Genomic DNA, 12,998 nt, shown 5'->3' on the forward strand with positions numbered 1-12,998 from the left:
GAATGAAAGACGCCTCGCTTGAGGCGTCGCTTCGACAGCTTGGCGAAGAAGCCCTCGACGGCGTTGAGCCAGGAGCAAGACGTGGGGGTGAAGTGGAAGGTGAAGCGCTGATGGCGGTTGAGCCAGGCACGCACCTTAGGGTGCTTATGGGCGGCGTAGTTGTCGAGGATGACGTGAACGGCCTTGTCGGCCGGCACCTCGGCATCGACGGTGTTGAGAAAGCGAATGAACTCCTGATGGCGGTGGCGCTGCATGTTCCTGCCGATGACGGTGCCGTCGAGCACGTTGAGGGCGGCGAACAGCGTGGTCGTGCCATTGCGCTTGTAGTCGTGGGTCATGGTGCCGAGCCTGCCTTTCTTCATGGGCAGGCCGGGCTGGGTGCGGTCGAGGGCCTGGATCTGGCTCTTCTCGTCGACCGACAGCACGATGGCGTGCGCCGGCGGGTCGACGTAAAGGCCGACCACGTCGCGCAGCTTGTCGACGAACTGCGGATCGCTGGAGAGCTTGAACTGCCGCCAGCGGTTCGGCTGCAGCCCGTGCGCCTTCCAGATGCGTCTGACCGCGCTGGCGCTGATGTCGGCTGCTTGCGCCATCATGTCGGCGGTCCAGTGCGTCGTTTCGCCGGGCGAGTCTTTCAATGTCAGCGCCACCACGCGCTCGGCCACTTCCGGTCGGAGCGGCGGAATGCGCGAGGGTCGCGTCTTGTCGCGCAACAGTCCCTCGAAACCTTCCGCGGCGAAGCGCTCCTGCCAGCGCCACACGCAGGTCTTGGACTTGCCGGTTTGCCGCATGATTTCGACAGTGCCGACGCCATCGGCGCTCAGCAGGATGATTTCGGCCCGCCAGACGTGCTTCTGCGGCGCATTGCGATCCCTGAGCAGTGCAGCCAGGCGCTGGCGATCAATCGAAGAAACGGTGAGCGAGATTCCTGTGCGCATCCGGCAGACTCGCACACACGCCGCCAAAGGGGAATCCCAATTTGGACTCTTCTGTTAGGTGGAAACCACTAGAATGGCTGTCTCAATTGCATCGTGCCGGCGGACTATTACACCGATCTGCCCTGATTTGACTTTTGTCGAGAGCCGTGACTAATGTCAGCCGAGGAGGCGGCATGGCGATCAGACCGGCAGAACAGCTCATCCACAAGGCCGCCTGGCTCTACTACGCTCACGGCCTTCGCCAGGACGAAGTGGCGAACCAGCTCAAGATTTCACGTGCGTCGGTGGCCATGTATCTGCGCAAGGCGCGCGAGACCGGCATCGTCAATATCTCGACCTCGACTCAACTCTTCACCGACGATGTGATGGCGCGCCGGCTTGAGGACGCCTTCAAGCTCGACGCCGTCTGGATAGCGCCCGAGAACGCCTATGTGGCCGACCCGTCGACCGACATCGCAGTGCTGGCGGCGAGCGTCTTCCTGGAGCTGGTGAAGAAGGGCGACCGCATCGGCGTCGCCTGGGGTCGCACCGTCTACACTATCGCCGACATCATGTCCTATGCCGACCTGCAGGACGTCACCGTGGTGCAGCTCTGCGGCAATCTCGGCGCGCCCTATTCCTACCGGCCCGACCAGTGCACGATGGAGATCGCGCGGCGGCTGAACGCCAAGGGCCTGAATTTCTACGCGCCCCTTGTATTGTCGACCGAGGAACTCGCTCGCGGTCTGCGCGCCGAACCGGTGATCCGCGACCAGCTTGCCGGCATCGCCGACTGCGATCTCGCGCTCTATTCGGTCGGCGCGGTCGACGCCGACAGCCATCTGGTGAAATGCGGCGCACTGACGCCGGCCGAAATGGCCGCGCTGCGCAGGCAAGGCGCCGCCGGCGTCATTGCCGGGCAGGTCATCGACGCCAGGGGCGAGGTGCTCGACTGCGATTACAACAGGCGAGTCATCTCCGCCGAGCTCGCCTCGCTGCGCGCCATCGGGAAGCGGCTGATGGTAGTGCAGGAGGATACGAAGTTCGAGCCGCTGCTGGCGGCAATCGCCGGCGGTCTCTGCACGCATCTGGTGGTCGGCGCGCATATGGCCGCGCGCCTTCTCGATCACGCCGGCGCGGTCGGCAAAAAGGCCTCCTAGAGCCGGATGATCTCAGGTCGAATCGACCTGAGATCATCCGGCTCTAGATCAAAGAGATAGAGCATGATGTCGTCCGAAAACCGCTTCACACTTTTCGGCATCATGCTCTGGGAAAACCACCCTCGCCGCTTCTGTCATCAAGACGTCGCGGCTTTCTGTTCATGAGCAAAAAAGACGGACATCGGACGGACGAAATGAAGAATCTTTGGAATGACGCCGACGCGGAAAAGATGGTTGCCGACTATGCGAAGAAGGGCGTCGATGGCGACCTCGCGCTGCGTGTCTACACGACCCGGCTGCTCGGCGGCGAGCCGCGGCTGGTGCTGCATGGCGGCGGCAACACCTCCTGCAAGACCAAGGCCACCGATCTCGTCGGCGATGAATGGGACGTGCTCTGCGTCAAGGGCAGCGGCTGGGACATGGCCGTCATCGAGCCGCAAGGCCTGCCGGCTGTGAAGATGGGCACGCTGCTCAAGGCACGCACGCTGGACAGCCTCTCCGACGAGGACATGGTGGCGCTGCAGCGCTCCAACCTCATCGACCCCGCCTCCCCCAACCCGTCGGTCGAGACGCTGCTGCACGCCTTCCTGCCGCACAAATTCGTCGACCACACGCATTCGACCGCCATCCTCGCCATCGTCGACCAGGAAGACAGCAAGGCGCTGGTGAAGACGGTGTTCGGCGACAAGATGGGTTATGTGCCCTACATCAAGCCAGGCTTCGACCTCGCCAAGGTCGCTGCGGAAGTTTTTGACGCCGACCCAACCGTCGAGGGACTGATCCTCGACAAGCACGGCATCTTCACCTTCGGCGACGACGCCAGGCAGGCCTACGACCGGATGATCCACCATGTGAACGTCGCCGAGGAGTATGTCGCGAAGAACGGCAAGGCGCAGGCGGCCAAGGCGGCGCTGCCGGCGAAGCTCGCCAGGCCAAGCGACATCGCGCCGATGCTGCGCGGCGCGGTGGCGGTGGCGCGCGGCGAAGGCCGCTTCGATCGCATGATCAGCGATTTCCGCACTTCCGACGCGATCGTCGATTTCATCAACTCGGCGAGAATCGCCGACTATGCCGGGCGCGGCGTCTCGACGCCGGACCTTTCGATCCGCATCAAGACCGGCCCGATGGCGATACCGGCTCCGGACGCCGACAAGCTCGGCGACTACAAGGCCGTCATCCGTAGCCATGTCGAGACTTTCGCCAAGGATTATCAGGCCTATTTCGAGACCAATGACGCGCTGGACGACGTCAAGCGCACCATGCTCGACCCGATGCCGCGTCTGACGCTGGTGCCCGGCCTCGGCATGTTCGGCCATGGCCGCACGCTGAAGGATGCGAAAATCGCCTCCGACGTCGGCGAGATGTGGATCGAGGCGGTGCGCGGCGCGGAAGCCATCGGCAATTTCCAGCCGCTCTCCAAGGCCGACCTCTTCCCGCTCGAATACTGGTCGCTGGAGCAGGCGAAGCTCGCCTCGAACAAGCCGAAGCCGCTGACCGGCCAGGTGGTGCTGATCACCGGCGGCGCCGGCGCCATCGGCGCCGCGACAGCAAAACTGTTCGCCGGCAATGGCGCGCATGCCGTCATCGTCGACGTCGACCCGGCCAAGGCTGCGGAAGCGGCGAAGGCGGCCGGCAACAACTCGATCGGCGTCGGCGCCGACATCACCAACCCGGCCGAGATGCGCGCGGCCTTCGACAAGGCCGTCGCCGTCTATGGCGGCGTCGACATCCTGGTCTCGAATGCCGGCGCCGCCTGGGAGGGCCGGATCGGCGAGCTCGACGACGCGCTCCTGCGCAAGAGCTTCGAGCTCAACTTCTTCGCCCACCAGTCGGCGGCGCAGAATGCGGTGCGCATCATGCTGGAACAGGGTACGGGCGGCGTGCTCCTCTTCAACACCTCCAAGCAGGCGGTCAATCCCGGACCGAAGTTCGGCGCCTACGGCCTGCCAAAGGCGGCGACGCTGTTTTTGTCCCGGCAATACGCGCTGGACTACGGCTCCCACGGCATCCGCGCCAACGCGGTGAACGCCGACCGCATCCGCTCCGGGCTGTTGACCGATGCCATGATCGCCAGCCGCTCCGGCGCGCGCGGCGTGTCGGAAAAGGAATACATGTCCGGCAATTTGCTCGGGCAGGAAGTGACGGCTGACGACGTGGCGCAGGCCTTCCTGCACCAGGCGCTCGCGGAACGCACCACGGCCGACGTCACGACGGTGGACGGCGGCAACATAGCAGCAGCGCTGCGTTGAAGAAGTAAAGACATTTCCCGGGGCGGTTCGTCATCTTACGAGAACGACGAACCGCTCTCTCCTCCTGTCCTGACGCATTTCCCCGGATGTAAGCCAGTTTCACACCTCTGCTAGAAAACTGCTGTAACTGACCAAAATCCGCTCAAATCCTTCGCTTATTGCTCGAGCAGCTTTAAGGGGCCTTGCGCCTCGCGTGCGAAACACAAGGCTGGGCCGGCATGCAATCCAGGGAAGTGCCTTATTTCAGCCAGTGGGAATCGCCTGGCATGACTTTGCCGCTCTTGGCGGAGGGGCCGTCGGCTCTGTGCCGAGATCCGCTGTGGCGCAACTCCGGCGCAGATACGATCGAGGACTATGCGCGCTGGGCCGTCAATGTCTGCGGCATGGCCTGCCTGAAGATGATCCTTGCCGCGCGGGGCGAAATTCACCCGACGCTCGAGCTCGCCCGCGCCTGCACGGCCTACGGCGGCTATGTCGTGAACGAGGCGGACGGCTCGATCAAAGGGCTGATCTACGAGCCCTTCGTCAGGTTCGTCGGCGAACGTTTCGGCCTCTCTGCCGAGACGATGACGAATGTTGATATGGCCATGGTGTCCGGACTACTTTCCAGATGGCGCTACTTCATCGCCTCGGTGCATCCCGGGATCCGCTGGCCCGAGCGCGAGCCGCCGTCGAAGGGCGGGCATCTGGTGCTGGTGACGGCAGCATCGAACGGCGAAATCCGCTTCCACAACCCGTCCGGCCACGATCGGGAGCGCCAGGCGAACGTAACGCTGCCGCTAGCCGCCTTCGACCGCTTTTTCGCCAGGCGCGGCATCGCCGTCGGTCTCAAACCCTAACCATTGCGGAGATATCGATGGCCGCGAAAAGATTGCGTATTGGTGTGCTGTTCGGCGGGCGGTCCGCCGAGCACGAGGTGTCGTTGCTTTCGGCGGCCAATGTTATGCATGCGCTGGATCCGGCGAAGTACGATGCCGTTCCGATCTTCGTCACGCGCGAGGGCCACTGGCTGCTGAGCAGCTACCGGGACGGCGCGCTTGCGACTCCGTCAAGCGGCACAGATATCTGCCTGGTGCCGGGCGGGCATGGACGGATGCTGGCCATTCCGGCCGGCGGGCCACCGCACGATCTGCCAGCCATCGATATACTGTTTCCCGTCCTGCACGGCCTGCATGGCGAGGACGGCGCGGTGCAGGGACTGGCGGAAGTGGCGCAAGTGCCGCTTGCCGGCTGCGGCATCCTGGGTTCGGCCACGGCGCTCGACAAGGAAATCGCCAAGCGGCTGCTGAAGGCGGCGGGGGTGCCTGTTGCGCGCTCGGTGACGATCGATCAGGATGCGGCGCCTTCCCTCGCCGTTCTGGAGGACCAGCTTGGCCTGCCCCTGTTCATCAAACCGGCGCGCCAAGGCTCGTCGGTTGGCGTCGCAAAGGTCAACGCCAGCCAGGAATTCGATCGGGCGCTCGCGGAAGCCTTCCAGCACGATCGCAAGCTGCTGGCGGAGGAATTCGTTCGGGGCCGCGAGATCGAATACAGCGTGCTGGAGGACCCCGCGGGCGAACTCTTCGTCTCGCGGCCGGGCGAGATCGTGCCCGCGGAAAGTCACGGATTCTACAACTACAATGCCAAGTACATCGACGAAAACGGCGCGGCATTGATCGTGCCGGCGGAACTGCCGCCGGAGGTCGAGCAAGGCATGCGCGACATGGCCGCAAGGGCCTTCAGAGCCGTCGGTTGCGACGGCATGGCGCGTGTCGACTTTTTCCTGATGCCGGACATGACGTTCCTGGTCAACGAGCTCAACACCATTCCTGGCTTCACTAACATCAGCATGTACGCCAAGGCAATGGCGGCAAGCGGCGTCAGCTATCCGGAGGTCATCGACCGGCTGGTGGCGCATGGACTGGCGCGTGCCGCTCGGTCGGCCTGAAGGACGGATGAAAAAAAGAGCGGCCCGAGAGCCGTTCTTTTCACTGATCACTAAAGCACGCCACGTTGAAACCGCCTCACGCGAGGCGGTCTGATCAGATTTCGTCGGTCGGCGCCGCCCCTCATTGCCCTGCCGGGCATTTCTCCCCGTATAGTGACGGGGAAAAACACGCCGTCACCGACGGTTTCGCCAATTTGTCGCCGTTGCAGAATGAGGCGCCAGCGTCTCGGCCATCCCCCTTCTCCCCGTCACTATACGGGGAGAAGGTGCCGGCAGGCGGATGAGGGGCGACGCGACGTTTCTAATGTTGCCAATAGCGCTTTTCAGACCAGCTTACTTCGCGTTCGGGTTCGGCATCCAGGCCGGCATCGCGACATCGGCATGGGCGAACTGCGGCAGCTTGGCCGACAGGTCCTCCATGTTCTTGATGTCCTTGTCGACGAGCTCTTTCTGCGTGATCAGCGTCGGCGGCACGATGACGTTGTGACCGGGATCCTCGCCGGCGAGCAGTTGCGCCAGCGCGCGCACCGAGACCTGGCCGACGACGGCCGGGTTGGTGGCGGCCGTCGCTGCCCAGGCGCTGTCCGGCTCGCGCATCGCGGCGATGTCGGAGGTCGAGATGTCGGCCGAATAGATCTTGATGCCCTTGTTGAGGCCCGCCTCGTCGACGGCGATCTTCACGCCCTTGGCGAACTCGTCATAGGGCGCGAACATCACCTTGATGTCGGGATGCGCCTGCAGCACCGAGCGCGCCTGGTTGGCGACGGAGTTGGCGATCGGGTTGTCGAGCGTGCCGAACATGGCCACTTCGCTGATGCCCGAATGCTTCTTCTTCACGTCGACCCAGGTTTCGTTGCGGCGGTCGAGCGGCGCGATGCCGGCGACATAGACATAGCCGGCCTTCCAGCTATCGCCATTGTCCGTGACCGCCTGCTCGAGCGCGAGGCGGGCGAGATCGCGGTCCGACTGCTCGATCTGCGGAATCTTCGGGTTCTCGACATTGACGTCGAAGGCGACGACCTTGATGCCGGCGTCGACCGCGCGCTGGGCGGCGTCCTTCATCGATTCCGTCAGGCCGTGCTGGATGATGATGCCCTGCACGCCGAGCGCGATCGCCTGGTCGACCATGTCGGCCTGGAGCGCGGCGTCCTGGCGGCTGTCCAGCACGCGCAGGTCGACGCCGAGCGCCTTGGCCTGCGCCTCGACGCCGGAGAGATAGGCCTGGAAGAAGTCACCGGTCGAGAGATAGCGCACCAGCGCGATCTTGACGCCCGGCTTGTCGAATGGCGCCGGACGGTCGGCCGCCAGTGCCGTACCCTGCATCAGCAGCGCCGCGCCCGCGAGGCCGAGCGCGGCCTTCCCCAAAAGTCTTCTTGTGATGCTCACGTCGATTTCCTCCGTTGTTTATGCCCCGGTCGAAACTATCTCTTGCCCCTGCCGGAAAGGGCGAAGGTGAAGACAAGGGCGACGACGAGCACCGCGCCCTTGACGAAATCCTGCGTGTAATAAGGGGCGTTCATCATCGTCAGGCCTTGCAGCAGGACGCCGACGAACACCGCCCCGACGGCCGTGCCGAAGGCGTTGGGCTTGGCGGCGCCGAGCACCGCGTAGCCGATGAGCGCCGCGGCGACAGCGTCGAGCAAGAGATTATTACCCGAGGCGATGTCGCCGCGTCCAAGCCGGGCGGCGAGCAAAATCCCGCCGATCGAGGCAAAAACTCCCGAAATGACGTAGGCCCAGATTTTGTATGCCTTGACAGGCGCACCGGCGAGTTCGGCGGCCCGCTCGTTGCTGCCGACGGCATACATCATGCGGCCGAATCGGGTGTATTCGAGGAAGAACCAGATCAGCACGGCAAGCACGACCAGCACCACCACCGAGACCGGGATCAGGCTCGGGATGAAGAAGTCGATGCGGTGGCGGCCGAGCGCCAGGAAAGCCTCGCTGAACTTGCCGTTGGCGACCGAACCGTCGGGCATGGTCATGCCGGTGGCGATCGAGCGACCTTCGGTCGGGATGCGTTGCAGACCGAGGAGCAGGAACATCATGCCAAGCGTCGCCAAGAGATCCGGCACGCGCATATAGACGATCAGCCAGCCGTTGATCAGGCCGACGACCACGCCGATGACCAGGCACGCGATGACGGCGACAATGGCGTTCTGTTCCAGCACCACCATGGCATAGGACGCCGCCATCATGGCGCTGGTGGCGACTGAGCCGATCGACAGGTCGAAGCCGCCGACGACAAGCGTCGCGGTGACGCCGAGCGCCAGCACGCCGGTGATCGCCACCGACTGGAAGATGAAGACCGCGCTCTGCGGCGAGACGAAACCGTCGGCGGCGATCGCGAAATAGGCGATCAGGCCGAACAAAAGGACGATGAAGCCGTAGCGGATGGCATAGTCACGCAATGTCATCGAACGCTCCCGCTCTGCTGCCCTCTCCGCCAAACTGGAACTCATGCATGCACTCCAAGTCTCGTCATCGGTTCGGCTCACGCCGTGCCGTGCAGCGGCCCGCCGGCCACCTGCGCCAGCAGCCGGTCGAGGTCGATATCGGCGTTCCTGTGCTCGCCGACGATCGTGTGTTCCGACATCACCAGGATGCGGTCGGCAGTCTCCAGCGCCTCGTCAATCTCGGTAACGAAAAGGAGCGTGGCGCGGCCGTCGGCGCTTGCCCTCAGCTTGGCGGCGATGTCGCGCCTTGCCGAGATGTCGACGCCCTGGAACGGCTCGTCGAGGATGAACAGGCGTGAGGTCTGAGACATCCAGCGCGCCACCATTACCTTCTGCTGATTGCCGCCTGATAATGCCGCAAGCTCGTCCTTCTCGGAGCGGCAGACGATGCCGAGCTCGTCGATCTGGCGGCGTGCGGCGGCACGCTCGGCGCGGCGCTTCATGACACTGAGGCTCGACATGCGCTTGAGGAACGGCAGGCTGATGTTGCGCTCGACGTTGAAGCCGCCGACGATGCCGCTCATCGCGCGGTCCTTGGCGACGAGGAAGACGCCCGCCGCAATCGCCTCGCGCGCCGATCGCGGCGCATAGGGCTTGCCGTCCATGTGCATGGCGCCTGCCAGCGGCTCGCGCACGCCGAACAGCGTCTCGGCCAGCGCCGTCTTGCCGACGCCGACCAGACCGGTGATCGCCACCACCTCGCCGGCGCCGAGCGTCATCGAGATCGGTTTGGCGCCATGCGCCAATTGCAGGCCTTCGGCGGTGAAGACCGCGCGCGCCGAATTTCTGGCGACGACCCGGTCGAGAAGGATCTTGCGGCCGAGCATGGCGTTGACCGCGCCTTCATAGTCGAGGGGCTTTTGGTCGAAGACACCGGAGATGACGCCGTCGCGCATCGAGACGATACGGTCGGCAAGCCGCCGGATGTCGGACATGCGGTGCGAGATGTAGAGGATGGCGACACCATGCCCGCGCAGCCGGTCGATCAGCGAAAACAGCCGGTCTGCTTCGGCGCTCGACAGCGACGAGGTCGGCTCGTCGAGGATCAGCACCTTAGGCTGGTGCGCCATGGCCCGCGCAATCGCCACCATCTGCCGGTCGGCGAGCGAAAGGTCAGCGACACGCGCCCTGAGATCGATAGCGAGCCCCATGCGATCGGCGACGGCCCGGGCCTCGGCGCGGACATTGGCGGGCTTGAACAACAGCGACGCGCCCTTGCCGCTCAGCCGGTCGAGCGTCAGGTTGGTGGCGACGTCGAGATCGGCAACCACCCCGTCATTGATGTTTTGATGCACGGTGACGACGCCGGCGCGGATGGCTTCCGCCGGCGTGCCGGGATCGAAGGCCCGGCCGGCGAGCCGCATCGTGCCGCCGTCGCGCGAATAGACGCCGCTGACGATCTTGACCAGCGTGGACTTGCCGGCGCCGTTGGCGCCCATCAGCACGGTGACCTCGCCTGCAAACAACTCAATCGAGATGCCGCCAAGCACCTCGTTCTGGCCGAAGGATTTCCTCAGACCCTCCACACGGAACACGGCATCTGCGCCCATTCGTTCCTCCCTGACCCGTGACGCTATGGGCTCACTCGTCAATTGTCAACACGATTGACATTTGCCAGAGCGCTTCCTAGCTTGGCCCCGCCGCCGTGGCTCCGCTATCGTCGGAACCCACGAGCAGGAGGGGAGAGAATGACCGGGAAGTTTGAAGCATTGTCGGTGGAGACGCTGCCGAAGCGCCTTGGCGAGACCACGGCGCTGACCGAGCGCATCGGTAACGATGCCAGCCGCTGGAAGGTACGCGAGGTCGGCGACGGCAATTTGAACCTCGTCTTCATCGTCGAGGGAGATCACGGCGCGGCGGTGGTGAAGCAGGCGCTGCCCTATGTGCGGCTGGTCGGCGACAGCTGGCCGCTGCCCTTGAAGCGCTCTTTCTTCGAATATCATGCACTGATCAGGCAAGAACGCCGAGCGCCCGGCTCGGTGCCAACGATCTACCATTTCGACGAAGGCCAAGCGCTCATCGTCATGGAGTATCTGGCACCGCCGCACATCATCCTGCGGCGCGCGCTGACCGATGGCCGCGAGCTGCCGAACATCGCACGCGACATCGGCCTGTTCATGGCCCGCACGCTGTTCCGCGGCTCGGACCTGTCGATGGTGACCAGAGAGCGCAAGGCCGACCTCGCTTTATTCGCCGACAATGTCGAGCTCTGCGACATCACCGAGAACCTTGTGTTCTCCGATCCATATTTCGACGCCGAGATGAACCGGCACACCAGTCCGCAGCTCGACGGACTGGTGGCCGAATTGCGCGCCGACCGCGACCTCAAGGTCGAGGCGCAGCGGCTAAAACATTCCTTCGCCGCCAATGCCGAGACGCTGCTGCATGGCGACCTGCATTCCGGCTCGATCATGGTCACCGACAGCGAGACCCGGATGATCGATCCAGAGTTCGCCTTTTACGGCCCGATCGCCTTCGATGTCGGCATGCTGCTCGCCAATTTCTGGATGGCCTACTTCTCGCAGCGCGGCCATGAGCAGAACGGCGGCCGCGACTCGATGCGCGCCTATCTGCTCAAGGTCACGGCCGAGACCTGGGCCGTGTTCCGCGCCGAGTTCTCGCATCTGTGGCGCACCGAGCGCACCGGCATGCTCTACCAGAAGAGCCTGTTCGAGGATCAGGGCGACCTCTTGGGTTCCGAGCAGGCGCTCGACCACATGCTTTCCGGCATCTGGACCGATTTGCTCGGCTTCGCCGGCATCGAGGTGCACCGGCGCATCCTCGGCCTCGCCCACAATGCCGATTTCGAGACCATTGCCGATGAAAACCTGCGCGCCAGATGTGAGGCCAAGGCGCTGCGCTTCGGCCGCCACATTGCCGTCAACCGGCGTCAGATCCACAGCATCGACGAGGTCAACACCCTGGCCGCGTTGATCGAACAGGAGAGCAGAATTTGAACGTCGGCGAACGCCACTACCGCACCATCTGGCTGAGCGACGACAAGCGTTCGGTCGAGATCATCGACCAGCGCTGGCTGCCGCATGAGTTCCGCATCGAGACGATCGGAACCGTGGCCGGCATCGCCACCGCGATCCGCGACATGTGGGTGCGCGGCGCGCCGCTGATCGGCGTCACCGCCGCCTATGGCGTGGCCATCCAGATGACCGACGATGCCTCGGACGAAGCGCTCGACACGGTGTGGCAGACGCTGCACAAGACGCGACCGACGGCGATCAACCTGCGCTGGGCGCTGGACGAGATGCGGCGCTTCCTGAAGCCGCTGGCGCCAGGAGAGCGCGCCGCGGCTGCCTATCGCCGTGCCGCCGAGATCGCCGACGAGGATGTCGAGCTCAACCGCGCCATCGGCGAGAACGGGCTTGCCATCATCAGGCAAATCGCGGCGCGCAAGAAGCCGGGCGAGAGCGTCAACATCCTCACCCATTGCAATGCCGGTTGGCTGGCGACAGTCGACTACGGCACCGCGACGGCGCCGATCTATCTGGCGACCGAAGCTGGCATTCCGGTGCATGTCTATGTCGACGAGACGAGGCCGCGCAACCAGGGCGCCCAGTTGACCGCCTGGGAAATGACCGGTCACGGCGTGCCTCATACGCTCATCGTCGACAATGCCGGCGGCCATTTGATGCAGCATGGCGACATCGACATGGTGATCGTCGGCACCGACCGCACCACCGCCAATGGCGACGTCTGCAACAAGATCGGCACCTATCTCAAGGCTTTAGCCGCCGCTGACAATGAAGTGCCCTTCTATGTCGCGCTGCCCTCGCCCACCATCGACTGGACCGTGGCCGACGGGCTTGCCGAAATCCCGATCGAGGAGCGCGCGAGTGACGAGGTTTCGCTGGTCTGGGGCAAGACGGCCGACGGCAAGATCGCGCAGGTGCGCGTCTCGCCCGACGCGACGCCGGCCGCAAATCCCGCCTTCGACGTGACGCCGGCGCGGCTGGTCACCGGGCTGATCACCGAGCGCGGCGTGGCGAAGGCCTCGCGCGAGGGGCTGAAGGCGATGTTTCCGGAGCGGGGGTAATCTCCCCCCTCGAGGGGGAGATGTCGCCGAAGGCGACAGAGGGGGGCGCTGTCCCGCCAGCATTTCAATACCTGGGTTCCTCGCCCCCGCCAAAGGCGGGGGAGAGGTGGCCGCTGTCCGAACCGGATAGATAGGTAACAGAATGGACCGATTAGATGGGTGACAGTTTTCTCGTTTGCCGGGAGGACCGGCGATGGTTTGGCGAGAGACTGGACTCATGGACGAGCGGCTTCGTTTTGTT

At 64.4% G+C, this 12,998-nt stretch carries 10 protein-coding genes; 6 read left to right on the plus strand and 4 right to left on the minus strand.

Features of this window, described 5'->3' with window-relative positions; all coding sequences use genetic code 11:
- Positions 1 to 938 (minus strand): IS630 family transposase (locus tag EOA29_RS10615; protein ID WP_127220875.1); only part of this gene is annotated, 938 nt, incomplete at its 3' end.
- Between the two features lie 173 nt (positions 939 to 1,111).
- On the opposite strand from EOA29_RS10615, the gene EOA29_RS10620 reads away from it, so the two are divergent.
- From EOA29_RS10620 to EOA29_RS10635, 4 genes are all read left to right on the plus strand, one after another.
- A complete protein-coding gene (locus tag EOA29_RS10620) occupies positions 1,112 to 2,077 on the plus strand; it encodes a sugar-binding transcriptional regulator (RefSeq protein WP_127220876.1) in 966 nt (321 codons plus the stop codon).
- A gap of 194 nt (positions 2,078 to 2,271) precedes the next feature.
- Positions 2,272 to 4,326, plus strand: coding sequence for a bifunctional aldolase/short-chain dehydrogenase (locus tag EOA29_RS10625; RefSeq protein WP_127220877.1), 2,055 nt, complete (start codon positions 2,272 to 2,274; stop codon positions 4,324 to 4,326).
- 218 nt (positions 4,327 to 4,544) lie between these two features.
- A complete protein-coding gene (locus tag EOA29_RS10630; protein ID WP_127220878.1) occupies positions 4,545 to 5,165 on the plus strand; it encodes a C39 family peptidase in 621 nt (206 codons plus the stop codon).
- A gap of 11 nt (positions 5,166 to 5,176) precedes the next feature.
- Entirely contained in the window at positions 5,177 to 6,253 is a 1,077-nt protein-coding gene (locus EOA29_RS10635; RefSeq protein WP_127220882.1) for a D-alanine--D-alanine ligase family protein, read from the plus strand.
- Positions 6,254 to 6,586: 333 nt separating this feature from the next.
- Here the strand turns inward: EOA29_RS10635 and EOA29_RS10645 are convergent, their stop codons facing one another.
- The 3 genes from EOA29_RS10645 to EOA29_RS10655 all read right to left on the minus strand — a co-directional run bounded on the left by EOA29_RS10645 (position 6,587) and on the right by EOA29_RS10655 (position 10,259).
- Positions 6,587 to 7,639: a substrate-binding domain-containing protein gene (locus EOA29_RS10645; RefSeq protein ID WP_126101591.1), complete on the minus strand. Its 1,053-nt coding sequence runs from the start codon at positions 7,637 to 7,639 to the stop codon at positions 6,587 to 6,589.
- Between the two features lie 35 nt (positions 7,640 to 7,674).
- Positions 7,675 to 8,670: an ABC transporter permease gene (locus tag EOA29_RS10650; RefSeq protein WP_126095391.1), complete on the minus strand. Its 996-nt coding sequence runs from the start codon at positions 8,668 to 8,670 to the stop codon at positions 7,675 to 7,677.
- A gap of 77 nt (positions 8,671 to 8,747) precedes the next feature.
- The gene (locus EOA29_RS10655; protein ID WP_127220879.1) at positions 8,748 to 10,259 is read right to left on the minus strand and encodes a sugar ABC transporter ATP-binding protein; all 1,512 of its coding nucleotides are present in this window, start codon (positions 10,257 to 10,259) and stop codon (positions 8,748 to 8,750) included.
- A gap of 138 nt (positions 10,260 to 10,397) precedes the next feature.
- Here EOA29_RS10655 and mtnK point away from each other — a divergent pair, with 138 nt between their 5' ends.
- Positions 10,398 to 11,666: an S-methyl-5-thioribose kinase gene (gene mtnK / locus EOA29_RS10660; protein ID WP_127220880.1), complete on the plus strand. Its 1,269-nt coding sequence runs from the start codon at positions 10,398 to 10,400 to the stop codon at positions 11,664 to 11,666.
- Positions 11,663 to 12,757 (plus strand): S-methyl-5-thioribose-1-phosphate isomerase, encoded by a 1,095-nt coding sequence (mtnA, locus tag EOA29_RS10665; RefSeq protein ID WP_127220881.1) that lies wholly within the window; start codon positions 11,663 to 11,665, stop codon positions 12,755 to 12,757. The genes mtnK and mtnA overlap by 4 nt, the downstream gene beginning before the upstream one ends.
- Positions 12,758 to 12,998 lie beyond the last annotated feature (241 nt).

Source organism: Mesorhizobium sp. M1E.F.Ca.ET.063.01.1.1 (genome assembly GCF_003998155.1).
Lineage (GTDB): Bacteria > Pseudomonadota > Alphaproteobacteria > Rhizobiales > Rhizobiaceae > Mesorhizobium.

What these genes read in the sequence shown, in the direction of transcription:
- EOA29_RS10620 (WP_127220876.1), top strand. Translation starts at nt 1,112, where the DNA reads ATGGCGATCAGACCGGCAGAACAGCTCATCCACAAGGCCGCCTGGCTC.
- EOA29_RS10625 (WP_127220877.1), top strand. Translation starts at nt 2,272, where the DNA reads ATGAAGAATCTTTGGAATGACGCCGACGCGGAAAAGATGGTTGCCGAC.
- EOA29_RS10630 (WP_127220878.1), top strand. Translation starts at nt 4,545, where the DNA reads ATGCAATCCAGGGAAGTGCCTTATTTCAGCCAGTGGGAATCGCCTGGC.
- EOA29_RS10650 (WP_126095391.1), bottom strand. Translation starts at nt 8,670, where the DNA reads ATGACATTGCGTGACTATGCCATCCGCTACGGCTTCATCGTCCTTTTG.
- EOA29_RS10655 (WP_127220879.1), bottom strand. Translation starts at nt 10,259, where the DNA reads ATGGGCGCAGATGCCGTGTTCCGTGTGGAGGGTCTGAGGAAATCCTTC.
- mtnK (WP_127220880.1), top strand. Translation starts at nt 10,398, where the DNA reads ATGACCGGGAAGTTTGAAGCATTGTCGGTGGAGACGCTGCCGAAGCGC.